The organism is Pseudonocardia sp. ICBG1142, from assembly GCF_020496255.1.
Lineage (GTDB): Bacteria > Actinomycetota > Actinomycetes > Mycobacteriales > Pseudonocardiaceae > Pseudonocardia.
This window is the reverse complement of the sequence record NZ_JAHLJC010000005.1, coordinates 343,612-366,636: the sequence shown is the minus strand read 5'-3', so window position 1 is coordinate 366,636 and position 23,025 is coordinate 343,612. Positions and strand designations below refer to the sequence as shown.

The 23,025-nt window shown below is 73.9% G+C and carries 22 protein-coding genes; 14 read left to right on the top strand and 8 right to left on the bottom strand.

Annotated elements, in window-relative coordinates; all coding sequences use genetic code 11:
- Positions 1-22: 22 nt before the first annotated feature.
- Complete coding sequence (locus KPL59_RS06945; RefSeq protein ID WP_060710811.1) at positions 23-391, bottom strand: DUF4870 domain-containing protein; 369 nt, start codon at positions 389-391, stop codon at positions 23-25.
- Between the two features lie 238 nt (positions 392-629).
- On the opposite strand from KPL59_RS06945, the gene KPL59_RS06940 reads away from it, so the two are divergent.
- On the top strand, positions 630-1,889 hold the full coding sequence (locus KPL59_RS06940) for an acyl-CoA dehydrogenase family protein (protein WP_226360280.1): 1,260 nt from the start codon (positions 630-632) through the stop codon (positions 1,887-1,889).
- 32 nt (positions 1,890-1,921) lie between these two features.
- Here the strand turns inward: KPL59_RS06940 and nhaA are convergent, their stop codons facing one another.
- Positions 1,922-3,262 (bottom strand): Na+/H+ antiporter NhaA, encoded by a 1,341-nt coding sequence (gene nhaA / locus KPL59_RS06935; protein ID WP_226360279.1) that lies wholly within the window; start codon positions 3,260-3,262, stop codon positions 1,922-1,924.
- Here nhaA and KPL59_RS06930 point away from each other — a divergent pair, their 5' ends adjacent.
- Positions 3,263-3,829 (top strand): DsbA family protein, encoded by a 567-nt coding sequence (locus KPL59_RS06930; protein ID WP_020627179.1) that lies wholly within the window; start codon positions 3,263-3,265, stop codon positions 3,827-3,829.
- A 95-nt stretch (positions 3,830-3,924) separates the two neighbouring features.
- Positions 3,925-4,569, top strand: coding sequence for a TetR/AcrR family transcriptional regulator (locus KPL59_RS06925; protein ID WP_226360278.1), 645 nt, complete (start codon positions 3,925-3,927; stop codon positions 4,567-4,569).
- A gap of 105 nt (positions 4,570-4,674) precedes the next feature.
- Here KPL59_RS06925 and KPL59_RS06920 read toward each other — a convergent pair whose 3' ends face one another.
- Together KPL59_RS06920 and KPL59_RS06915 are read right to left on the bottom strand one after the other, a co-directional pair.
- On the bottom strand, positions 4,675-6,351 hold the full coding sequence (locus tag KPL59_RS06920) for a cholesterol oxidase substrate-binding domain-containing protein (protein ID WP_226360277.1): 1,677 nt from the start codon (positions 6,349-6,351) through the stop codon (positions 4,675-4,677).
- An 85-nt stretch (positions 6,352-6,436) separates the two neighbouring features.
- The gene (locus KPL59_RS06915) at positions 6,437-6,832 is read right to left on the bottom strand and encodes a hypothetical protein (RefSeq protein WP_139318957.1); all 396 of its coding nucleotides are present in this window, start codon (positions 6,830-6,832) and stop codon (positions 6,437-6,439) included.
- Positions 6,833-7,107: 275 nt separating this feature from the next.
- Between KPL59_RS06915 and KPL59_RS06910 the strand changes: the two genes are divergently transcribed.
- Together KPL59_RS06910 and KPL59_RS06905 are read left to right on the top strand one after the other, a co-directional pair.
- Complete coding sequence (locus KPL59_RS06910; RefSeq protein ID WP_226360276.1) at positions 7,108-8,652, top strand: sugar transferase; 1,545 nt, start codon at positions 7,108-7,110, stop codon at positions 8,650-8,652.
- Positions 8,646-9,413: a class I SAM-dependent methyltransferase gene (locus KPL59_RS06905; protein ID WP_226360275.1), complete on the top strand. Its 768-nt coding sequence runs from the start codon at positions 8,646-8,648 to the stop codon at positions 9,411-9,413. Before KPL59_RS06910 ends, KPL59_RS06905 begins: the two co-directional genes overlap by 7 nt.
- A 28-nt stretch (positions 9,414-9,441) precedes the next feature.
- Here the strand turns inward: KPL59_RS06905 and KPL59_RS06900 are convergent, their stop codons facing one another.
- Genes KPL59_RS06900 through KPL59_RS06885 form a run of 4 tightly spaced genes read right to left on the bottom strand, consistent with a single transcriptional unit; the run spans position 9,442 to position 13,827 of the window.
- Positions 9,442-10,398: a GNAT family N-acetyltransferase gene (locus KPL59_RS06900; protein ID WP_226353227.1), complete on the bottom strand. Its 957-nt coding sequence runs from the start codon at positions 10,396-10,398 to the stop codon at positions 9,442-9,444.
- Entirely contained in the window at positions 10,395-11,177 is a 783-nt protein-coding gene (locus KPL59_RS06895; RefSeq protein WP_020627172.1) for an FkbM family methyltransferase, read from the bottom strand. Before KPL59_RS06895 ends, KPL59_RS06900 begins: the two co-directional genes overlap by 4 nt.
- The gene (locus KPL59_RS06890) at positions 11,174-13,144 is read right to left on the bottom strand and encodes a glycosyltransferase (protein WP_226360544.1); all 1,971 of its coding nucleotides are present in this window, start codon (positions 13,142-13,144) and stop codon (positions 11,174-11,176) included. Before KPL59_RS06890 ends, KPL59_RS06895 begins: the two co-directional genes overlap by 4 nt.
- The gene (locus tag KPL59_RS06885) at positions 13,141-13,827 is read right to left on the bottom strand and encodes a hypothetical protein (RefSeq protein ID WP_226353225.1); all 687 of its coding nucleotides are present in this window, start codon (positions 13,825-13,827) and stop codon (positions 13,141-13,143) included. Before KPL59_RS06885 ends, KPL59_RS06890 begins: the two co-directional genes overlap by 4 nt.
- Positions 13,828-14,106: 279 nt before the next feature.
- On the opposite strand from KPL59_RS06885, the gene KPL59_RS06880 reads away from it, so the two are divergent.
- Genes KPL59_RS06880 through KPL59_RS06840 form a run of 9 tightly spaced genes read left to right on the top strand, consistent with a single transcriptional unit; the run spans position 14,107 to position 23,001 of the window.
- A complete protein-coding gene (locus KPL59_RS06880) occupies positions 14,107-15,372 on the top strand; it encodes a glycosyltransferase family 4 protein (RefSeq protein ID WP_226360274.1) in 1,266 nt (421 codons plus the stop codon).
- A complete protein-coding gene (locus KPL59_RS06875) occupies positions 15,369-16,643 on the top strand; it encodes a hypothetical protein (protein WP_226360273.1) in 1,275 nt (424 codons plus the stop codon). Before KPL59_RS06880 ends, KPL59_RS06875 begins: the two co-directional genes overlap by 4 nt.
- Positions 16,640-17,605 (top strand): FkbM family methyltransferase, encoded by a 966-nt coding sequence (locus KPL59_RS06870; RefSeq protein ID WP_226353222.1) that lies wholly within the window; start codon positions 16,640-16,642, stop codon positions 17,603-17,605. The genes KPL59_RS06875 and KPL59_RS06870 overlap by 4 nt, the downstream gene beginning before the upstream one ends.
- Entirely contained in the window at positions 17,602-18,870 is a 1,269-nt protein-coding gene (locus KPL59_RS06865; protein WP_226360272.1) for an O-antigen ligase, read from the top strand. The genes KPL59_RS06870 and KPL59_RS06865 overlap by 4 nt, the downstream gene beginning before the upstream one ends.
- Positions 18,867-20,069: a YveK family protein gene (locus tag KPL59_RS06860; RefSeq protein ID WP_226360271.1), complete on the top strand. Its 1,203-nt coding sequence runs from the start codon at positions 18,867-18,869 to the stop codon at positions 20,067-20,069. Before KPL59_RS06865 ends, KPL59_RS06860 begins: the two co-directional genes overlap by 4 nt.
- A complete protein-coding gene (locus KPL59_RS06855) occupies positions 19,952-20,275 on the top strand; it encodes a hypothetical protein (RefSeq protein ID WP_226360559.1) in 324 nt (107 codons plus the stop codon). The genes KPL59_RS06860 and KPL59_RS06855 overlap by 118 nt, the downstream gene beginning before the upstream one ends.
- The gene (locus tag KPL59_RS06850) at positions 20,272-21,039 is read left to right on the top strand and encodes a class I SAM-dependent methyltransferase (protein ID WP_226360270.1); all 768 of its coding nucleotides are present in this window, start codon (positions 20,272-20,274) and stop codon (positions 21,037-21,039) included. The genes KPL59_RS06855 and KPL59_RS06850 overlap by 4 nt, the downstream gene beginning before the upstream one ends.
- 17 nt (positions 21,040-21,056) lie before the next feature.
- Positions 21,057-22,082: a GDP-mannose 4,6-dehydratase gene (gmd, locus tag KPL59_RS06845; RefSeq protein WP_075310796.1), complete on the top strand. Its 1,026-nt coding sequence runs from the start codon at positions 21,057-21,059 to the stop codon at positions 22,080-22,082.
- Positions 22,069-23,001: a GDP-L-fucose synthase gene (locus tag KPL59_RS06840; RefSeq protein ID WP_226353218.1), complete on the top strand. Its 933-nt coding sequence runs from the start codon at positions 22,069-22,071 to the stop codon at positions 22,999-23,001. Before gmd ends, KPL59_RS06840 begins: the two co-directional genes overlap by 14 nt.
- Positions 23,002-23,025 lie beyond the last annotated feature (24 nt).

The window sequence follows — 23,025 nt, the reverse complement described above, 5'->3', positions numbered from 1 at the left end:
CCGCTGACCCGCGCAACCGGACTCAGGACAGCACGCGCAGCTGGAACGGGTAGTCGTAGGGCCGGTTGTTCGACGCCCGCACCGCGCCCTTGATGTGGCACCACGCGGAGACGACGAACAGCGCGATCATGAGGGGGATCGCCACGAGGATCCCCACCACGGTGAAGATCAGGATCCAGCTGACGATGAACAGCACCCAGAACGACAGGTTGAAGTTGAACGCCCCGGCTGCGGCCCGCCGCGCGAACGGGTCGTCCTTCTTGACCAGCCACACCAGCAGCGGGCCGACCAGGCTCAGCAGCCCGGCGCTCAGGATCGCGGCGATCGGTGCCGAGAGGTGGGCGAGGATCGCGGCGATCCGGCTGGATTCGGCGGGGTACGGCTGCGACATCGAGGTCCTTTCGGGGCCGGCCGGCTCGGTACCGGTGGGCCGACCACCCTGCCAGTCCTGGAGCCGGCCGGCCGGAACCGAGCGGCACACCGGTTCCCGACCACCCGGACGGGTGCCCGGGGCCCCGATCACGAGCCCGCCGCGCGGGCGGCGCAGGCCGGGCCGCGTCGAGGCAGACACCACTAACAGTCAGCTATGACTGTTAGTGTGCGCCCAGTCGACCGAGGAGGGACGTTCCGTGACGATCGCCGAGCAGGGACGGGGCACCGAGACCCAGGTGCCGCGCACGCAGGACCGCATGACCCACGACGTCTGGCTGCCCGACGAGATCGTCGCGGTCCCCGCGACGGCCCGCGCCGCCGTCGAGAAGCGGCTCGCCCCGCACGCCCGCGACATCGGCACCCGTGAGGAGTCCGCCGACAGCTTCCCGTGGGAGGCGTTCCGCGGCCTCGCCGAGGAGGGCCTGTTCGAGGTGCCGTTCGGCGCCGACTTCGGCGCGGGGCTGGCGCACCCGATGCTCGCCACCTGCACGGTCACCGAGGAGATCGCCTACCACTCGAGCTCGATGGCGGGCGTCTACGACGGCCAGTGCATCCTCGTCCCGCAGACGCTCACCTACGCCTCCGACGAGCTGCGCGCCCGGCTGATCCCCGAGCTGACCAGCGGTCGCACCGCGTTCTCCTTCGCCACGACCGAGCCGGAGACCAGCTCGGACCTCACCGCGGAGCGGATGCAGACCGTCGCCGAGCCGACCGCCGACGGCGACTACCTGCTCAACGGGCGCAAGCGCTGGATCACCAACAGCGTCGTCGCCGGCTGGGTGTCGGTGCTCGTGCGCGCCGGGGCGGGCAGCGACCGGGCCGCCATGTTCCTCGTCGACCTGTCCACCCCCGGGGTCCGGATCGGTGCCCCCGACCTGAAGATGGGCCACCGGGGCCAGATCACCGCCGACATCGTGTTCGACGAGGTCCGGGTCCCCGCCGGGAACCTGCTCGGCCAGTGGGGCGCGGGGCTGGGTGTCGCCCTGTCCGCGCTCGTCCGGGGCCGGATCGGGATCGGCGCGGCGGGCGTCGGCGTCGCCCAGGCCGCACTGGACCTGGCCGTGCAGCGGCTGCGCACGCGGCAGGTCTTCGGCGGACCGCTCGGCGCGATGCAGCACTGGCAGTTCACGATGGCCCAGCGCGCGACCGAGATCGAGTGCGCCCGCACGCTCTACCAGAAGGCCGCGACCCTGCTCGACCGCGGCGACCGGTCGGCCGAGCCCGAGGCCGCCATGGCCAAGGCCTACGGCACCCGGCTGGCCAACGACCTCGTCCGCGAGGCGATCCAGATCCACGGCGCGCTGGGCTTCGCCCGGCAGGTGTCGGAGTCCGGCGAGTCGGTCCGCCTGGAGGAGATGTACCGGGACGCGAAGATCCTGGAGATCTTCGAGGGCGCCAACGAGCTGCAGCAGTGGATCGTGGCCCGGCAGCTGATCGGGCGCGACGTCACCGGCTGAGCCCGTCGTCGCACGCGGGCCGTGGCGGCCGGTCAGTCCACCGGCCGCCACGGACGCGGCGGCAGCATCGGCAGCCCGCTCGGCGCGCACTGCCCACCGCGCTCGCCGGCCAGCCGGAACACCAGCCAGCCCGACAGCGCCGCCAGCACCGACCCGGTGAGGATCCCGATCTTCGCCTCGGCGATGAGCAGCTCGTCGGTGAGCGCGAGCTCGGTGACGAACAGCGCCACGGTGAACCCGATGCCCGACAGCGCCGAGCCGCCGAGCAGCTGCCCCCAGCGCAGCGTGTCCGGCACCCGTCCCAGCCCGGTGCGCAGCGCGACCCATGTCCCGACGGCGACGCCGATCGGCTTGCCCACCACCAGCCCGAGCACGATGCCCCAGGTCAGCAGCGAGGTCGCCGCGGCGGACAGGGTCTCCGACGAGAGCACCACGCCGGCGTTGGCGAGCACGAACAGCGGCACGATGACGTAGCTGCTCCACGGCTGGATCGCCTGCTGCAGCCGCTCGTTGGGCGAGACGGCGGCGACCGCGACCGCGCGGGCGGTGCGAGCCCGCTCCGGGGTCGGGTCGAGCAGGAAGTTCTTGCCGATCCGCACCGCCTCGACCATCTCCGTGCGGCGGGGTGCGTAGGCGTTGACCAGCAGCCCGAGCGCGACGCCGACGACGCTCGGGTGCACCCCCGAGCGCAGCACCGCGACCCAGCACAGGATCCCGACGACGGCGTAGAACGGCGTCCGCCAGAACCGTACCCAGCGCAGCGCGAGCAGCCCGGCGAGCAGCACGACGGCGACGAACAGCGCGAGCAGGTCGACCTCGTCGGTGTAGAACAGCGCGATCGCCAGCACCGCGCCGATGTCGTCGACGATGGCCAGCGCCAGCAGGAACACCCGCAGCTGGTCCGGGCAGCGCGGCCCGAGCAGCGCCAATACCCCGAGCATCACCGCGGTGTCGGTGGAGATCGCGATGCCCCAGGCGCCCGCCGCCTCACCACCGGCGTTGAGCGCGAGGAAGAACAACGCGGGGACGACGAGGCCACCCAGCGCGGCCGCGGCCGGTGCGGCCAGGGCGCGGAACCCGCGCAGCTCCCCCAGCGTCGTCTCGCGGGCGATCTCCAGCCCGACCGAGAGGAAGAACAGGACCATCAGGCCGTCGTTGACCCAGTGCCGCAGGTCGAGGTCGAGCGCGGCGTCGCCGAAGGAGACTGCCAGGCCGGTGTGCCAGAACGACTCGTACCCGGCCCCCAGGTTGGCCCACACCAGGGCCACGACGGCCGCCCCGACCAGCAGGACCGCCGATCCGGACTCGGTCCCGAGGAAGCGCCTCGCGGCATCGGAGAGGTCGCCGCGCTCGGCTAGGGTCACCACCGCCATGTGCTGATCCTGCCCTGCGCGGGTCACGACGAGGAGGCCGCCATCAGTCTGGACCCACCCGTCGGACCGTACGACCACGTCCTGGGCCCACCCGAGGCCGAGCTGACGCTGGTGGAGTACGGCGACTTCGAGTGCCCGTACTGCCGGGATGCGGCGCCGGTCCTGGAGCAGGTCCGCGCCCGCTTCGGGGACCGGCTGCGGTTCGTGTTCCGGCACTTCCCGCTGCACGAGGTGCATCCGCACGCCATCGCGGCGGCGCTCGCTGCGGAGATGGCCGGCTTCGAGGGCCGGTTCTGGGAGATGCACGACACGCTGTTCGCCCCCGGCCCGCCCCGGCTGCGCCAGGACGACCTGCGGGAACACGCCGTCGCCGCGGGGGTGCGTCCGGACCGGGTCGTCTGGCCGGCGACGCAGCTGGCGGAGGACCGGGTGGAGGCCGGGTTCAACGCGGCCGTGCGTTCCGGGGTCCGCGGCACGCCGACACTGTTCGTGAACGGCGAGCGCTACCGCGGCCAGGTCGGCGTCGCGGAGCTCTCCGCCGCACTGGACCCCGCGCTCACCTCGTAGCGGACGGATCGGTCGGCGTCACCGGCCAGCCGGCGCGCCGGACCGGATCACCTGCGCACGACAGACGCTTGACCTACACGATGTAACCTTGACGAATGGCAGCTGGAGACGATCGGCCGGGCGAGGCTCATCCCCAGGACGTCCAGGGCTTCCGTCACGGCCGGGTCCCTCGGGCGGTACGCGCGCAACAGCTCCTGGACTGCGCGGAGGCGTTGTTCGTCGAGCACGGACTGGACGGTGTGTCGGTCGAGGACATCTGCCGGGCGGCCGAGGTGAGCCGACCGGTCTTCTACGACCACTTCGGCTCGCGGACCGGCGCCTACATCGCCTGCGTACGCCGCATCCGGCAGGAGTTCCAGGAGGGACTGCTCGGACTCATGCGCGTGGCGGAGTCGGCCGACCTGGCGACCGTGTTCCGGGTCGCGGGCGAGGCGTTCTTCACCCTCATCGAGCAGGCCCCGCATCGCTGGGCGATGCTCTACCCGGCCATGGGTCTGTCCCGTGAGTCGGCCGACCAGCTGGAGTCCCTGCGCGAGGAGACCGTGCAGACCCTGGTGGTGCTCATCCGGACACGCCTCCCGGAGTTCAGCACGACCGACGCCATGGTGGCCGCGCAGATGATCTCCGGCGGCGGCGAGCAGCTGGGCCGTTGGTGGCTCCGACACCGTGACGAGGCATCTCGCGACGAGGTCATCGACGCCTACCAGCGCTACGCCACCGCCGCACTGCTCGGGATGTGACGCACCGGCCCCCGTCCCGGCCGCACCGACACCGTGTGACCCGCGGGACGCGGATGTGCACGGCGTCCCGCCGCTGCCCGCCGCCGGGTGGTGGAACGGTCCCGCTCAGATTCCGAGCGTGTCGTGCAGGTCCGCGGTGACGACCCGGTGCGGGTCGAACGCCGCGAAGGCGTCGCGCGCGGCGGCCCACCCCGGGAAGACCTGCGGCATCGAACCGATCACCTGGGAGTCGGTCCACGGGCCGCTCGCGGTCGTCGCCCACCGCTTGGCCCACTCCGGCCGCACGGTGGCGTACCCGCGGAACGCCGACCGCACGAACGCCTCCATCTCGGCGAAGAACTCGTACTCGTGCGGAGTACCGGGCAGGCCGAGGGCGTCGAGCCAGACGACGGTGTCGCGGTCGGGGTGGCCGGGCACCGGCTGCGATGCCGACAACGCCGGGACCACCGCCCCCGGGACCTCGCAGTCGGCCGGGTCGTCGACGCCGGTCACCCGGATCTCCACGCAGGAGTTGAGCGGATAGCGCCCCTGCGCGGCGTACCGGGCCAGGGCCCCGGTGATGAACGAGCTGAACTCGTGCACGACCCGCTGTGCGTCGGCCCGCGCGACGACGACGGCGTGGCTGCCGGCACTGACCCGCAGGGTCGTCGGCTTCACGAAGTGGATGAAGTCCTTCGCCGGGCCCCACATGTCGCGGGCGCCGACCGCGGTCAGCCCGGCGACGGTGGCGCCGTACACGGTCTTGCCGAACAGCGGCGCCGCCTCCGGGTGACCGGACACGAGCGCCGACAGCGGTTCCTCGACGACTGCGGGGAGGTTGTCGGCGAAGGGGTAGTTGTACGGCCCGAGCGTGGGCCGCGACAGCAGCGGCCGGCGCGGGGTGACCGTCCACTCCTGGATCCACGGGTGGTCGGAGAAGGTGTACCAGATGGCGCCGACCCGCCCGGCCCGGTCGAGCATCGACGACATCGACCGGGCGGTGGTGCGCCCAGGGGCCGCGAAGAACTCGGTGGCCGGGATGTCGGTGTGGTTCCGGCAGCGCAGGTCGTAGGCGGGCTGTACCCGCAGCCGGACCTCGGTGAGCACGATGCGCCCCAGCCCGGTGAGCAACGCGGCACACCCGGGGTCCGACCGGTCGAAGGTCCGCTCGGCGAAGCCGCCCCGCGCCGCGTCCCAGACCACAGCGGTCACCGCGGTCACGAGGTTGGACACGGAACCGAAGCTCTGGCCGCGCACCCGTCGCTCACCGGCCGCGGGCACCGAGGACCCGTGTCCCCCGACGGCCAGCACGCCGGCGACCGTCACGTCGCCCGGAGCGGGGGCGTTCGTGATCGACGCACCGTTGCGGTGCAGGAACGAGAGCAACCGGTCCATCCGGGCACCGGCCTGGACCCGCACCTCGTCCGGGGCGGTCATCGTCATACCGGTCAGCCCCTGGGTGAGGTCGGCGACGAGGATCTTCGCCCCCTCGTTCTGCCCCCGTGAGACGGCCAGCGGGGACCAGTTGTGGCGGTAGCCGCGCGGCCGCACCCGGTACCCGGATCGGTGCGCCCAGTCGAGCACCGCGACCACGTCGGCCGGCGTACGCGGAACGCAGGTCCACAACGGATCGGTCGTGATCACCCCGTCCCAGTTCTCGAAGACCTCCCGGTGCACCGGGACGCCGGCGGGGAAGTCGGGCAGGGACGTACCCATCTGGGCGGGCGTCCGGACACCGACGAGGACCGCCGTTCCGGCCAGTGCCGCACCACGCAGGACCGCCCGGCGTGTCAGTTCTCGCATGTTCGCTCTCCTCGATGTCGCGGCCGGCCGATCACCCGGCCCCGCCCGAGGTGGGCGGGGCCGAATGACGATCGATCGGGTCAGCTCACTGGCGGGTCGACGCGCACAGCGCGGCCACGTCGCCCACCGTCGCCGGGACGTGGAACAAGGTGTCGTTGACGGCGTAGATCGGGTACTGGAGCAGCGAGGTCTCCGCCTGGCCGAGGATCTTCCCGGGGTCGCCGCTCTGCAGGGCGGCGAGGTTCGCCGCGAGCTGGGCCTGGCCGTCGCGACCGTGGTCGGCGAAGTTCTTGTCCAGCCAGTCCAGGGTCGCGAACGGCCCCTGGCACAGGGGCGCACGCTGCAGCGAGGCGTCGTGCGAGGGGCTCCACACGCCGTCGCCCACCGGCTCGTCCGCCATCGCCGTGCCGGTGAACAGCAGACCGGCGACCACCACGCCGCCCATCAGTGCCGCAGTCCTCTTGAACCAGTTCGCATTCATGGCTTTTCCTCTCGTGGACTTCCGTGGAGACTTCACAGTAACCGACGCTACCGATATCTCCTACTGTCACGGACCTCACATGCTCCGGCGACCTCGAACCCCCCTCATCCAGGCCTTTTAGTACGACGGTCGAGCTCGGCGACGCTCAGTAGGCAGCCGGTCACCATTCGACAGGTGATTCCCACCTCGCCACATCTCCGGTTTCATATAGCGATAGCACTTGTTACTGTGGGCGTTCCGCTGACACGCGCCCCCGCCCGATCCGAGGAGCCCACGTGAGTTCCCAGCACCCGCTCGTCGTGGCCGCGGCGCCCGACCAGACCGCTCCACCGGTCCCCCGGCCCCGAGAGACCCTTCTCCGTCGGCCCCCCGGTCCCACGCCCCCGGTCACGCCCGTCTCCCGTCCGCACCGCCCGATCCGGCGGGCCTCCAGGGCGTCGCGCACCGCGGCCGCGGACCTGGCGACGATCCTGCTGACGGTGACCGGGGCGGTGGCGTCGGGGATCGGCGGGGCCCAGCCGGCCGACCGGCTCGCCGGCGCCGTCACCACCGCGGTGGCGCTCGTCGGCGCGCTGGCGCTGGTCCGCTCCTGGTCGCCGGAGGTCGTCGGCAGGAGGGCCGAGGAGTTCCGGCGGCTCGGCCAGGCGGTGCTGGTCGCCGGCGGCGTGCTGGCGGCCGGCGGACTCGCCGCGAGCGGGATCGCACCGACCGCGGACCCCGCGCGCACCTGGGCCCTGGTCGTCGTCCCGGTGACGGGGGTCCTGCTGGGGGCCGTCCGGCTGGTGCGCGACCGGTTCCTCCGACGGCGCCGACGCCGGGGAGTCGGCCTCACCCCGGTTCTCGCGGTCGGCCCGGCCGATGCCGTCGCCGACCTCGTCCGACGGGCCCGCACCGACCGCGGTTCCGGCTGGGAGGTGACCGGTGTCTGTACGCCCGCCGCCACCCGTACGGGACCTGCCGCGGTCGAGGACGTCCCCGTGCTCGGCGACCAGGACGACGCGGCGAGTGTCGCCCTGCGCCACGGACACCACGTCGTCGTCGTGTGCCGTTCGGCCGGTGCCGGCCCTGCCGAGCTCCGCCGCCTGGCCTGGTCGCTGGAGGACACCCCCGTCGAGCTGGTCGTCGATGCCGGGCTCGTCGACGTGACCGCGCGGCGGGCGTCCCTGACCGACCTCGACGGCCTCCCGCTGCTGCGCCTGCCCCGGCTGCGACTCGACGGGGCCGCGCGGACGCTCAAGCACACGTTCGACCGGGCGGCCGCGCTGTCGATCCTGCTCCTCACCGCACCGTTGCTGCTGGTCGTCGCGCTGGCCGTGCGCTGCGGCGACGGTGGCCCGGTCTTCTTCCGCCAGGAGCGGATCGGCGTTCGGGGCAGGCCCTTCGCGATGCTGAAGTTCCGGACGATGGTGCCCGACGCCCCGCAGCTGCGCGCCGGGCTGCACGCGGTGGACGAGGGGGCGGGCCCGCTGTTCAAGATGCGGCGCGACCCACGTGTGACCCGGGTCGGGGCGGTCCTGCGTCGGTACTCGCTCGACGAGCTGCCGCAGCTGTTCAACGTCGTCGGCGGATCGATGAGCCTGGTCGGCCCGCGTCCGCCGCTGCCGGGCGAGGTGGCGACCTACTGCGACCGTGCCCGACGCCGGCTGCTCGTGCGGCCAGGGATGACCGGGCTCTGGCAGGTCAGCGGCCGCAGCACCCTGAGCTGGGAGGAGTCGCTGACACTCGATCTGCGCTACGTGGAGACCTGGTCGCTGTGGCTGGACCTGATCATCCTGGTGCGCACCGTGCGCGCGGTGCTGCGGGGGGACGGGGCATGGTGAGCCGCACCCGCCGGCTCGCGGACGTGCTGCGCGCGGAGCGACGACGGCTGGCGGACGACCTGCACCGGTCGCGGAGCGGGCTCGGGGAGAGCGGCGCACCGGGTGCGGTCGCCGGGTTCGTCGTGGCCAAGACCGTGGCACTCGGACACCGGTGCCTGCGCCGCGCCGCGGAGACCGCGGTCGACCGTCGCTACGGCATCCGGACCGCCGGAATGCTCCGGCCGGACTCCCCGGGCGACACCCCCGACCCGCACGCCGCCTACGCCTACCAGCCGGTGGGGCTGCGGCGCTTCCGCGCCGTGGTGGCGGCCTGTGCGACGACACCGTCGGCCACCACCTTCCTGGACCTGGGATGCGGACGGGGGCGGGCCCTGGCGCTCGCCCGGGCGCACGGCTTCGCCCGGGTCGTCGGGGTGGAGCTCGATGCGGAGCTGGCCCGCACCGCGCGTGCCAACCTGGCCGCGGGCGGATCCACCGCGGTGGTGGTCCACACCGGCGACGCCGCGACGACGGCCGTCCCGGCGGGCCCGCTGCTGGTGTTCCTGTTCAACCCCTTCGGCCCCGCCGTGCTGCGACGCGTGCTGGACCGTGTGGCCGAGCAGGCGAGCGGCCCGGTGACCGTCGGCTACGTCAACCCGGTGCACCGCGCCGTGCTCGACGACGACCCGCGCTGGGAGCGCACGGCCACCGCGCGCTGGTGGTCGGTGCACCGGCTGCGCCGACCGCCCGGGCCCCACCCGGACGACACCGGGTCGTCCTGATCTCCGGGGACCTTCCTGAGATCCGGGGTCATCCCGGACGCAGCATCCGCAGCCCGGGCAGGGCCCGCTCGGCCACGGTGACCGGGTGCGACGTGCCGCCGAACTGCCGTTTGAAGCGGTCGATGCCCTCGTCCGGCACGCCCAGCAGGTCCAGCAGGTCCAGCGTGTGCGCGCCCCGCCCGCACGCCCAGGCGATCGCGTCCCAGTACAGGAGCACCCCGGCCGGTGAGTCGCGGTGCTCGGGCAGGACCCCGCCCGCCCAGGTCACCGCGTAGCCGTCGAGGCAGACGGTGGCCAGCACGGCGTGCACCCGGCCGTCGACGTCGCGGGCCTCGGCCAGGTGCACCGCCGCCGGACCCGCCGTCAGGTCGTCGTAGCGGGGTGGGAAGACGCCACGTAGCCCGTCGCGACGACCGCGGGAGGCGAACGCCGCCCGCACGGCACGTCCCAGCGAGCCGGTGTCGCGGACCGGGTGCACCTCGATGCCCCGTGCCCGCGCCCTGCGGACCTTCTTGCGGCACTGCGCACTCGTCCCCGCCCAGAGCGCGTCGACCCCGACACCGAGGTCCAGCAGGTAGGTGCGCTCGTGGGACACGGTGTACCCGTACTCACGGAGCACCTCCTCCGACGGGCTCTCCACCGGGGAGAACCCGTAGCGCTGCACCCCGACCCCGTGCCGGAACGACCAGCGGGTGGCGAGCTCCAGACCCTCCGCGAGGTCCGCGGCCGCGAGCACCGGTCCGACGTAGGGCGTCGGGGACCAGCTGACCAGGCCCAGCGGGCCGATCCGCCGGCACAGCAGGGGCAGGATGCCGATGGGCTCGCCGGACCGCTCGACGACCATCGGGTGCAGCGTGGTCGCCGTCATCGCCGCGGCCGACCGGAGCCAGGTCAGGTCGTGGAAGGGGATCGGGGCACGCCCCGAGGCGGCCCGTGCGGCATCCCACCGGGCGGGATCGGTGCACGGCCGCAGACGCGTGGTCACCCCGCTACCCGGCGGAAGGTCAGGTCGGCCTGGAGCTGCTCGCCGTCCACCCCGGTGCTGATGCCCGCGACATGGACCAGCCGGAACCCCCGGCCCGCCAGATGGGCGACGACGTCGCCCGCGAGCGGCTGACCCACGTAGAGCTCGACGAACGAGCACTCGCAGAGGATCTCCTGCACCGAGTCGAGCACCCGGGTGGCGCCGCGCAGCACCTCCAGCTCGTAGCCCTGCACGTCGATCTTCAGCAGGGCGGGCTGCGCGATGTCGGCGTCGAGGTGCTCGTCGAGGGTGGTGACCGGTACCTCGCGCACCCCGGCCTCCGCGGTGCCGTGGAACTCGTGGGCCTGCCGGCCGATCGGCAGCAACGAGGAGGAGTCGTCGGCGGCCGAGACGTGCAGCGTGCACCGGCCGGGCCGGGCTCCCACGGCGGCGACGTGCACCTCCACGGGGCCGTCCACCACTGCGCGGATCCGCCCCGCCGCCTCGGCGAGGGGCTCGAAGCACACGATCCGGGCGTCGGGGTGGCGGTCGCGGATCCAGGAGGCGAACTGTCCCCGCGAGGCCCCGACGTCGACGACGGTCGCGAACGGGCCGCCGAGACCGGAGTCCTGGTGGTCGGTGGCGGCCAGCACACCCTGGCGCAACGCGGCGCGCAGCCGGGGACGCCGGGCCACCCGGACGAGCTTGCGCACCCGCAGGCGGGTCCTGTCCAGCGTCGTGTGGAGGCGGGTGCGTCGGGTTCCCGGCGTGCGCGGGGGTGTGGTCACGTGCAGGGTCATTCCGGGTGCTCCCCGAGGGTGTCGACGGTTCCGGCGAGGACGGCACGGCGGACCCGGGCGTCGCGCCGGGCGACACGGTCGGGCAGGTAGCGGGCAGCGGCGGGGCCGGCGGCCGCGGCCAGCGCGGCCCGCCGGGCGGAATCGGCCAGCAACGCGGCGATCTCGCAGGACAGCGCCGCGCTGTCACCGGCCGGCACCACCACGGCGACCCCGGCGGCGGCGAGGTCGTCGCCGACGTAGACCTCGTCGGAGACGAGCACGGGCAGCCCGGCCTGCACCGCCTCCACCGGGGCGATGCCGAAGTTCTCGTTGTCGGAGTGCAGGACGAACAGGTCCGCCGCGGCCAGGGCGTCACGTTTGCGCTGCCCCCCGAGGTACCCGACCAGGTGCACCGCCGACGGGTGGTCCAGGCCGGCGACCCGCGACCGCAGCTCCGTGGCGAACGCCGGGTCCCCGGATCCGGCCGCGACCAGCACCGCGTGCGGGTCCTCGGCCCGGACCCTGTCCACGGCCTCGACCAGCCGGATCAGTCCCTTCTTGCGGTCGAGCCGGCCGAGGAAGAGCACGATCCGTGCCTGTGCGGTCAGCCCGAGCGAGGCCCGGAACCCGGCTCCGTCTCCGGGGCTCGACGGGGCGTCCACCGGCAGTGCGGTCACCACGGTGCAGGGCGCGGCGCCCAGCCCCGCCAGATTGGCCGACTCGCGCTGCGCGGTCAGCCAGACCGCCGCGCAGTCCTCCAGCAGCCGGCGCAGCGCGGGACGCAGCATCCGCTTGAGCCACGGGTGGTTGTGGGCCATGTCGTAGGGCTCCAACGAGCCGTGCGGCCGGATCACCAGGGGCACACCGGACCGGCGAGCGGCCCACCAGCAGGCGAGCGCGGGGATCGAGAACACCTCGTGCACCTCGAGCAGGTCGTAACGGTGCGAGTGCCGGCGCAGCCACCCCACCAACGACCAGGACAGCGCCCAGCAGCCGGGCCACGACCGCCGGCACGCCACCAGGTCCACCTCGCCCAGCTCCTCGGCGCCGGGCAGCTCGTCGGGCGAGCCGACCGTGGTCAGCAGGGTCGCCCGGTCGCCGACGGCCCGGGTGGTGCGGGCCACCGCCACCGCCGCGGCGGCCGACCCGCCCTGCTCGGCGCCGATGCGACCCAGCACGTGCAGCACCCGCAACGGCCCCTTCGGACCGGGAGCTGTCCCTGCGGACCCGGCTGCCGGCTCGGGACGCACCCGGACCCGGTGGAGGCGGAACCCCACCATCCGCTGGAAGTGACGCAGACCGTTCGGGAGCCCGACCGGCGACCGGTTGTCGACCAGGTAGCGGACACCACGTGCCACCAGCTCGCACTGCAGACGGTGGACGGCGAGGTAGCGGGCACCCGACCCGTCCGGGCCCGGGGCCAGGGTGCGGAAGTAGCGCACGCACCCCCACCCGCCGTCCACCGGAGCGACGGACAGCAGCAACGGCAGGCCCTCCGCGGAGTAGACCGCCAGCCACAGGTCGAAGCGCACGAGGTCCCCGTTGTCCGCGTCGGGATTGCGGTAGGCCCCGGGCTGGGAGCGCTCCCCCTCGTCGGCCAGGGCCACCAGCCGGCGTCGCTCGTCGGGATCATCGACGGTCTCGCACCGCAGTCCGGCGGCGGTCGCGTGGCGGACCTGGCGGCGCAGGGTGCGGTTGGGCCGGCCGGACCCGACGTCCTCGACCCGGTCGGGCAGGACGACGACCGAACGATGCTCCCAACGCCCGAACCGGACACGTCCCTCGCGGAAGACCGCACGCAGTGCCCGGCCGTCCGGGCCCGCGGAGAAGCGGGCCTCCAGCACGGGCAACGCCGCGATCGCGCGCACGGCCCGCAGGACGTCCCCGGGGTTGTGCAGCAGATGCCCCAGTGGCGACCCCCCGGACGCCACGTGCTCCTGCAGCCGACCGTAGATCTCGGAGAGCTCCGGCTCGGACACCCCGCTCATCGGGCGATCTCCTCGTCGGCCACGAGGAACCCCGTGTCCGGGGCGAGGGTGCCCAGCACCCTCGCGGGGACACCGCCGTAGAGGTGGTGGCTCCCGTGCAGCGGGCGGACCACGACCGCACCGGCCGCGACGAGGCTGTGCCCCGCGACCTCCGCCCCCGGCAACACCGTGACCCGTGCCGCGAGGACGGTGCGCTCCCCCACCACGATCGGCTGCGCGGTCTGGCTGTGGGTCGCCGGGTCGAACGAGTGGGTCATCAGCAGCGACTGGTAGCCGGCGACCGTCGCCCGCTCCCGGAGCTCGATCCGGGCCGTGCAGTCCAGCAGGTGCAGCACCATGATGCGGGCGCACGGGCCGAGGACCAGCTCCGGTGACCGGTCGACCCCCTGGAGGAAACCGCGGTCCCGCCGGACGGCGTTGACCCAGTTCAGGTGGGCCAGGACCGCCGACCTTCCGAGGGCGACCCGGTCCAGCCCCCGGACGACGTTCAGGTGACCGATCTCGGCCCCGGGCCCGAGTTCCAGGTGACCGACGTCCACCAGGGAGAAGCCGACCCTGGCCGTGGGATGGATGCTGTGGCCCAGTACGTGCACCAGGATCGGACGACGCATCGCCCACGGCAGGGCGGCCGCGAGCAGCGCGCACGCGGTACGCAGGCGCCGGGACCGGACTCCGAACGGCATCGTGACTCCCTGTTCGAGCAACGAGACTATCAGTAACAGTCGTTACTGCTTATAAAGATAATGCCCGTTCTCGACCACATCAGCAAGCATGAGCGACAACCCGGCCCCTTCCGGAGACACCCGGAAAGGAAACGTAAACATCGCGGAGCAACTGTGTCGACCGCCACTTCACTGTTAACGTAGCGATAGTTACCGTCGACAAGGACATCAAGGGATCAGTCCTCCTCGCAGGGCAAACGCCCCCACCCCACCCGAACGACCCGTAAGCAGGAGGCCCATATGAAGCGCCTTGACATCCTGATAGTGGGCCTCAACTACTCTCCGGAACCGACCGGAATCGCTCCGTACACGACAGGTATGGCGCACGCCTTCGCAGAAGCCGGACACCAGATAACTGTCGTTACTGGGTTTCCACACTACCCCCGGTGGCGAAGCGAGGACGGCTGCCGGGTCAGCCGTCAGGAGTGGGACGGGCCGGTGCGGATCACCCGAGTACCCCACCCCGTCCCCCGCGACGGCGGCCCGATGGGCCGCATCGCGATGGAAGCCGTGTTCGCCACGGCCGCGGCGAGGGTCGTTCCCGATCCGCCCGACGTCGTGGTCGCGGTGAGCCCCGCCCTGCTCGGCGTGGCCGCCGCGCAGGTGCAGCGCCGCCGCGGCCGCCGGGCCGGACGGACGACGGCGCTCGGGGTCGTCGTCCAGGACCTCTACGGCGCGGGTGCCCACGAGCTCGGCGGGGCGCGCGGCCCCCTGAGCGGCGTCGGCCCGCGGGCCCGACACGTGCTGGCCGACCTGATCACCCGCACCGAGACCGCGCTGCTGCGTCGCGCCGACGGGATCCTCACGGTGCACGAGGTGCTGCGCGACCGGCTCGTCGCCCAGGGGATCCCCGGTGCGGACGTCGACGTGGTGCACAACTGGACCCACGTCGCGGCCCCGGTCGGCGACCGCGACACCGTCCGCTCCCGGCTGGGGCTGCGGCCCGACCGGCACGTCGTGATGCACGCCGGGAACATGGGGGCCAAGCAAGGGCTCGACGGGGTCGTCGAGGCGGCCCGGCTCGCCGAGGGCTGGGACGTGCCGGTCGAGTTCGTCCTGGTCGGCGACGGCAACCAGCGGGCCCGCATCGCCCGGGCCGCCGAGGGATGCTCACGGATCCGGCTGCTGCCGCCGGTCCCCGAGGACGACTTCCCCGACGTGCTCGCCGCCGCCGACGTGCTGCTGCTCCACGAGCGCCCCGGTCTGCGCGAGACCTGCGCACCCAGCAAGCTGACCTCCTACTTCGCCGCCGGCCGGCCGATCGTGGCCGCCACCGACGCGCGCAGCCCCGCCGCGGCCGATCTGCGTACCGCGGGGGCCGGCGTCGTCGTCGGGCCGGGTGACCCCGGCGCGCTGCTCAGCGCGATCGAACGGCTGATCGGCCAGGACACCACCGAACTGGGCCACCGCGGCCGGGACCACGCCCGCGAACGCTGCTCGGCCGCGCAGGCCCACGCGGGATACCTCGGCTGGCTCGACCGCCTGTGCCGGAGCGGGGTCGCATGATGCCCGAGACCCTGCGCACGGCCCGGCCCGTCGGACTCGGGCACCATCTCCCCACCGTCCTGGGCATCAGCTCCCAGCTCGTCAACGCCGGGACCAACGTCGCCACCGTCTACCTGGCGTCGCTGTTCCTCGCCCCCGACGCCTTCGGCACCTTCGCCGTCGGGTTCGCCGGGGTGACCGTCGTGCTCGCCTGTGCCCGCGGGCTCATCGGCTCCTCCCTGCTCGTCCACCTGCCCGCCGTCGAACCGCACCGCAGGGCGCCACTGGCCCGCTCCGCCCTGGGGCTGGCGTGGTGGGGCACCCTTCCCGCGGTGGCGGCCCTGCTCGTGCTGGCCGCGGTGATCGACGGCACGCTGGTGTGGCTGCTGCCCGGTGTGGTGTTCAGCCTCGTCCAGGACGTCGGTCGCTCCACCTTCCTGGCCGGGGGGCGGCCCGGCGCCGCGCTCACACTCGACTCGGTGTGGGCCGTGGCCCAGGGCGCCACCCTGGTGCTGGGGCACTGGGCGTTCGGACAGTTCTCGGCCGGACCGGTCGGCCTCCCGCTGCTGGCGCTCTCCTGGGGTGCGGGCGCGCTGGCCGGGGTGCTGGCGCTGCTCTGCCTGGCCGGGGTCGACGGCCTGCCGTCGCCCCCGGGCCCCTGGATGCGGGCCAGTGGGGACATCGCCGGCTGGTTCACCGCGGTGGCGGTCGTCGCCCAGGTCGAGCTGTTCCTGGTGCTCGCGACGGTGGGGCTGGTCCTCGGGCCCGCCGACGCGGGCGGGCTGCGTGCCGTGCAGCTGCTCGTCTCCCAGCCCGCCACCGTCGTGCTCGGGGCCATGCTGGTCCTGGCGACCCCCACGGTGGCCACGGCCGCACAGGGCCCCGGCGGTACGTCCCTGCGCACGGTCCACCGGCAGGTGGTCCGCCAGGTGGCCCCGGTCGTCGTCGGCGTCGCCGTGGTCGCGGCGCTGGCCGGCCCGTTGATGCAGCTGCTGTTCCCGCGGTGGTCCGGCTACGCGCCGCTCGCACTGCCGGTGGCTCTGCAGACCGGGCTGCTCGCGTGGTGCATGCCCGCGATGGCCCTGCTGAACGGCACGCGGCGCGGTCGGGTCTCGCTCGCGCTGCACCTGTGCCGCAGCACCGTCGTGGTGGCCGGGACCGCGCTCGGCGGTGTGCTCGGCGGCGCCGCGGGGGCCGCGTGGGCGCTGGCCGTCGTCGCCGCGGTCGTCCTGCTCGGGACCGCCGCGGTCGTCCGCCGGGAGCTGCGCAGGACACCGGGCGGTGCCCGATGACCGGCCCGAGGCTCTCCTTCGTCGGCCGGTCCAGGGTCCGTGCCCGCCGGCTGCTCGCCCGGCTGCTCCGTGCGGTGCCCGGCCGCACCGTCGACTGGGTGCACCGACACTGGATCACCGACGACGGCAGGACCGACCCCCGTTGGGCGCCGGTGGCCCGGCTGCTGTTCCACCGGCCGCTGCACCAGACCGTCGTCACGGTCCCCGGCAGCGGCGGCATCCGCCTGCACGTCGTGGGCGCACGGCTCGAACGGACGCTGTACTGGTTCGGGGAGCAGGGCTACGAGCCCGGGGAGGCCGCCTGGTGGCGGCTGCTGTGCAGCCGGGCGACCGCGGTCCTCGAGATCGGCTCCAACATCGGCTGGTACACCACGGTCGGCGCCGCGGCGGCCCCGGTGGGGGGCTATCTCGCGGTCGAGGCCAACCCCGAGGCCGCCCGCGCCACCCGTCGCAACCTCGAGCTCAACGGGCTCGGCCACGGTGCGGTGCTGACCGCGGCCGCGGTGGGACAGGGTGCTCCCTCGTCGCTGTACCTGGCGCTGCCCGACCAGGAGTCGTTCTCCGCGGCACCGACCGGGTCGTACCTGCGCGGGCACACCGAAGGGACCGCCGACCGCGCCGCACGGCGCTCACTCACCGTCCCGACCCTGTCCGCCCGGCATCTCATCACCGGCCGTGACCTGGTCAAGCTCGACGTGGAGGGGGCGGAGGCCGGGATCCTGGAGTCGGCCCTGGACATCATCCTGCGCGACCGGCCGATCCTGCTGGTGGAGCGGATGCCCGACACACCGCGGCTGGACCGGGTGCTCGAACAGCTCGTGGGCGGCGGGTACCTGGTGCTGCGGCTCGGGACGCAGCTGCAGCCCGCCGGCCCGCGCCCGCCGGTCGACGAGCACTACGACGTGCTGCTCGTCCCCGCCGAGCGCGGTGCGGTCCCGGTACACCTGGGGGACCTCCGATGACCGGCCCGGACCCGCGGGCGGGTACCGCCGCCGCACGCATCGGAGAGCTGCTGCTGGCCGCCGCGGTGCTCAGCGCACCGTGGAACGCCCTGGGCTGGAGCCCGTTCAAGCCGGCCCCGCTCCTGCTGGCCGCGGCCTGCCTGGCGCTGGCCGTCGACGCGTGCCTGCGATGCCGGCCACTGGTGGTACCGGCCTGGGTGTGGCCGTTGAGCGCCGCGATCGCGCTCGCGACGGTCACCTCGGTCCTGTTCCACCCCACCGGGGCCTACCTGGCCGGACGCTATCTCCCCGACCACGTGCCCTCCGCCGACGAGATCGGTGCCGCGCCGGTGCTGGGCCTGGTCGCGGGCCTGCAGTGGCTGGTCGCCGCGTTCGCCCTGCCCCTGGCCGTCTGCGTGGCGGCACCGGGGCGGCCGCAGCTGATCGGGCGCCTGTGCGCGGCCTGGCTGCTCGGGGCCGCGGTGAACGCGCTGGTCGCGGTCGGCGACGCCACCGGGCTGACCTCGATCTCGGCGAACCTGATCGACGCCGTCGACGTCGGGGGCAGGCAGACCGGGCTCTCGGTCCAGCCCAACCACCTGGCCATCGCCTCGGCCCTCGCCCTGCCCCTGGCGGTGCACCGGACACTGCACGGTCGGCACCGCGGCGCCGCGCTGCTGTGCATCGCCGCCCTCGTCGGCGGTCTGGTCGTCGCGCAGTCCCGCGGCGGGACCGTGCTGGCGGTCCTGGGGACGCTGGGGGTCCTGGTCACCGACCGGTGGGCACGCGTGCGTCTGCTCGGACCGGGGCTCCTGGTCGCCGCTGCCGGACTCGTCACCGTGCTCGTCGCGGGCGACCGGCTGCCCACGGTGGCGTCGCAGCTGCGGATCACCGGGTCGGCCTCGGCCGAGGCCAGCGACACGATCCGGGCCTCGATCCTGCAGCAGGCCGTCGACGACGCCCGGCACAGCCCGGTCACCGGGGTCGGGCTGGCCGTCCTGCCCCAGGGCCACTCCATCTGGGTGCAGCTCGTCGCCGCCGGAGGGGTGCTGCTGCTGGTCGGTTTCGTCCTGTCCGCCGCCGGGATGCTCGCCGACGCCCACGCCCTGCGCGGCCGGTACGAGGGTCTGTCCCTCGCCCTCGGGGTGAGCGTCGCGGCCTGGCTCGTCGGAGGCCTGGTCGAGAACCAGCTCGCCGACCTCTACCTCTACACCGCCCCCGCCCTCCTGGCGGGGCTCCACGCGTCCTCCGCGACGCCCGTCCCCTCCGGGAAGGCCCTCGTATGACCTCCGCGACCCTGCTGCACGTCCTGTCCGCCCACCGCCGTCTGCTGCTCGCCGGAGCGCTCCTCGGCGTCCTGCTGGCGGCGCTGGTGGCCCTGTTCGTCCCGCCCACCTACGACTCGACGACCAGCATCTACGTCACCGCCCGCGCCTCCGGCGACGATCCGACGTCGGCCTACCAGGGCACGCTGCTCTCCCAGGACCGCATCGCCTCCTACCGCGCGCTCGCGACCTCCCACCGGGTGCTCGTGCCGGTGGTCGAGCAGCAGGGCCGGGCCGAACCGGCCGAGGACCTGGCGGGCCGGATCTCCGTCACCGCGGCGCCGGAGTCGACCGTGCTGTCACTGACCGTGTCCGGCCCGGACCCGGTACAGGACGCGGAGACGGCGAACGCCGTCGCCGGCCGGTTGGTCGCCGTCGTCGGGGAGCTGGAACGGTCCGCCCGCTCCGGCGTGCAGCTGGAGACCGTCGACCCGGCGCGCCCGGCCGTCCGGCCCTCGTCACCGGGGCTCGCGACGACGGCGCCGGTCGCCGCCGTCGCGGGGCTGATCGTCGCGGCGGGGGTGGCCCTCGTCCGGCACACGACCGACCGCAGGGTCGGCCACCGGTTGCCCGCCCTCAGCGGGGCACCGCTGCTCGGCAGGCTGCCGGTGCACCCCCGGCGGGCACGCGACGGGAGCCTGCTCGGCTCCCCCGAGGTCACCGACGGTGCCCGCCGCCTCCGCACCGCGGTGACCGCCCGTGGCGGCAACCGGGCGGTGCTGGCCATGGCGAGCGCCGTGCGCGGAGAGGGCCGCACGACCACCGCGCTGGCCCTGGCCGCGGCGTTCGCCGGCACCGAGCGGGTGGCCGTGGTCGAGGCGGACCTGCGGAACCCCGGGATCGCCGGGCTCCTCGGTCTGCCCCCGACCGGGGTCTGGCCGAGGTCCTCGCGGGCCGGGCGACGCTCGGGGACGCGATGCTGCGGTGGGACGCGGCCGGGGTCGACGTACTGGTGGCCGGCGGCCCCGGTGCCGGGCTCGGGACCGATCTTCAGGGCCCGGCCATGGCCGGGGTGCTGGCGCTGCTGCGTGAGCGCTACGACGTGGTGCTCGTCGACGGCCCCGCGGTCCGGGAGTCCTCCGAGGCGGTCGAGCTGGCCCGCCTCGCCGACTGTGTCCTGCTGGCGTGCCGCACCGACTCCACCGACGCCGACGAGCTGACCGCGGCGGTCGACGAGCTGGGCGCCGTGCACGTGACGCCGATGGGGTCGGTCGACACCGGAGGGCACGCCTCGGACCGGGACGCGGAACCGACCGCCGCCCCGACACGGGACCCGGACGTACTGGAGCCGGACCCGGACCGTCCCGGGGCCACCGGCCGCTACCGGCACCGCGCCCGTCGTGCCCTGCCCGGGAGGTCCCGATGAGTGCCCCGCAGGAGGCGACCGGACGGCTGGAACGCCACCGACACCGCACGCTGCCCGAGCTCGGTGCCGGCGGGTTCTCCCGGCTCGACGGGGCGGTGGAGTTCTACCAGCGGGTCCGGGCCCTCGTCGGGCCGGACGACGTGGTCCTGGACCTCGGCGCGGGCCGTGGCTGCTTCGTCGAGGACCCCGTCGAGCACCGCCGGGAGCTGCGACGACTGCGCGGCAGGGTCGGGGCGCTGGTCGGCGCCGACGTCGACCCGGTCGTCACCACCAACCCGACGCTGGACCGCGCCCACGTGATCGGGCCCGACGGGTTCCTGCCGCTGCCGGACGCCTCGGTCGACGCGGTGGTGGCCGACTTCGTCCTCGAGCACGTCCGGTACCCGGCCCGGACCGCCGCCGAGCTCACCCGGGTGCTGCGGGTCGGGGGCTGGATCTGTGCCCGCACCCCCAACCGCTGGGGGTCGATCGCCCTGCCGGCCCGGCTGGTCCCCGACCGGCTGCACCGCAGGGTCCTGGCCCGGGTGCAGCCGGGCAAACAGGAACGCGACACCTTCCCGACGGCGTACCGGATGAACACCGCGGCCGACCTGCGCCGCTGGTTCCCCGAGACGTCCTTCCGCCACTGCTCCTACACCCACGACAGCGAACCGGCCTACGTCGGCCGGTCGGTGCTGGCCTGGTCGGCGTTCCGCGCCGTCGCGGCGATCACCCCTCCGCCCCTGCGGTCCATGTGGATGGTCTTCATCCAGCGGACCGCCTGACCCCTTCAGGAGTCCCGATGTCCCACACCCCGCCCCGCGCGCTGATCACCGGCATCACCGGCCAGGACGGCTCGTACCTGGCAGAGCTGCTCCTCGCCAAGGGCTACGAGGTGCACGGCCTCATCCGCCGCGCCTCCACCTTCAACACCAGCCGCATCGACCACCTCTACCAGGACCCGCACGAGCCCGACGCCCGGCTGTTCCTGCACTACGGCGACCTGACCGACGCCTCCCGGCTCGTCACACTGATCGAGAAGATCCACCCCCGCGAGATCTACCACCTCGCCGCCCAGTCCCACGTGCGCGTCTCCTTCGACGAACCCGAGTTCACCGGCAACACCACCGGCATGGGCACCACCCGCCTGCTCGAGGCCATCCGCATGGTCGGGCTCGACTGCCGCTTCTACCAGGCCAGCAGCTCGGAGATGTTCGGTGCCAGTCCGCCGCCGCAGAACGAGTACACGCCCTTCCACCCCCGCTCCCCCTACGGTGCGGCCAAGGTCTACAGCTACTGGATCACCCGCAACTACCGCGAGGCGCACGGCATCTACGCCGTCAACGGCATCCTGTTCAACCACGAGTCCCCCCGACGCGGGCCGACCTTCGTGACCCGCAAGATCGCCCGCGCCGCCGCCCGCATCTCCGCGGGCCTGCAGGAACACCTCCACCTCGGCAACCTCGACGCCGTCCGGGACTGGGGCTACGCACCCGAGTACGTCGAGGGCATGTGGCGGATGCTCCAGGCCGACCAGCCCGGCGACTACGTCCTCGCCACCGGCACCGCCTACACCGTCCGCGACTTCGCCCGGTTCTGCTTCGACCACGTGAACCTGGACTGGCGCCAGCACGTCCGGTTCGACCGGTCCTACCTCCGCCCCTCCGAGGTCGACGCGCTCGTCGGCGATCCGGGCAAGGCCCACGACGAGCTCGGGTGGACGCCCCGGGTCACCGCCCCGGAACTCGCCCGCATCATGGTCGACGCCGAGCAGCCCGCTCCGCGTGCGACCCGCCTGGTCGTGGAGGGTCTCGATGCTGCCTCGTGACGCACGCCTGTACGTGGCCGGGCGACGCGGTCTGGCCGGCTCCGCGGTCGTCCGGGCCGCGCAGGCGGCCGGGTTCACCGACGTCGTGGGTGCCACCAGCGACGAGCTCGACCTGCGCGACCGGCAGGCGGTGTTCGAGCATCTGCTCGACCTGCGTCCCACGGCGCTGGTGCTGGCCGCGGCGAGGGTCGGCGGCATCCTGGCGAACAGCTCCCGGCCCGCGGACTTCATCTCCGAGAACCTGCAGATCCAGGTCAACGTGATGGACGCAGCGGCCAGGGCCGGGGTCCGACGGCTGCTGTTCCTCGGCTCGTCGTGCGCCTACCCGAAGTTCGCCGGGCAGCCGATCCGGGAGTCCAGCCTGCTGCAGGGCTCGGTCGAGCCCACCAACGAGGCCTACGCCGTCGCCAAGATCGCCGGGTTGATGCAGGTCAGGGCGGTCCGCAACCAGCTGGGTCTGCCGTGGATCTCGGCGATGCCGACGAACCTCTACGGGCCGGGGGACAACTTCGACCCGCACGACTCACACGTGGTCCCCGGGCTGATCCGGCGGCTGCACGACGCCGAGCGCCACGGTGCGGGCACCGTCGAGCTGTGGGGTTCGGGCACGCCGCGCCGCGAGCTGCTGCACGCCGACGACCTGGGGAGCGCGGTGATCCACCTGCTCGACCACTACGACGATCCCGAACCGATCAATGTCGGGAGCGGGTTCGACGTGGCGATCAGCGACCTGGCCGCGATGATCGCGGGCGTGGTCGGCTTCCGGGGGCTGATCGTGCCCGACCGACGACGTCCGGACGGCACGCCCCGAAAGCTCCTGGAGACCACCCGGATCCGGGGACTCGGCTGGCAGCCGACGGTCGAGCTGCGCGACGGGCTCGCCGACACCTACGCCTGGTTCCTCGAGCATGCGTGCTGAGGTGCGCGTCCGACCGACCGCGGC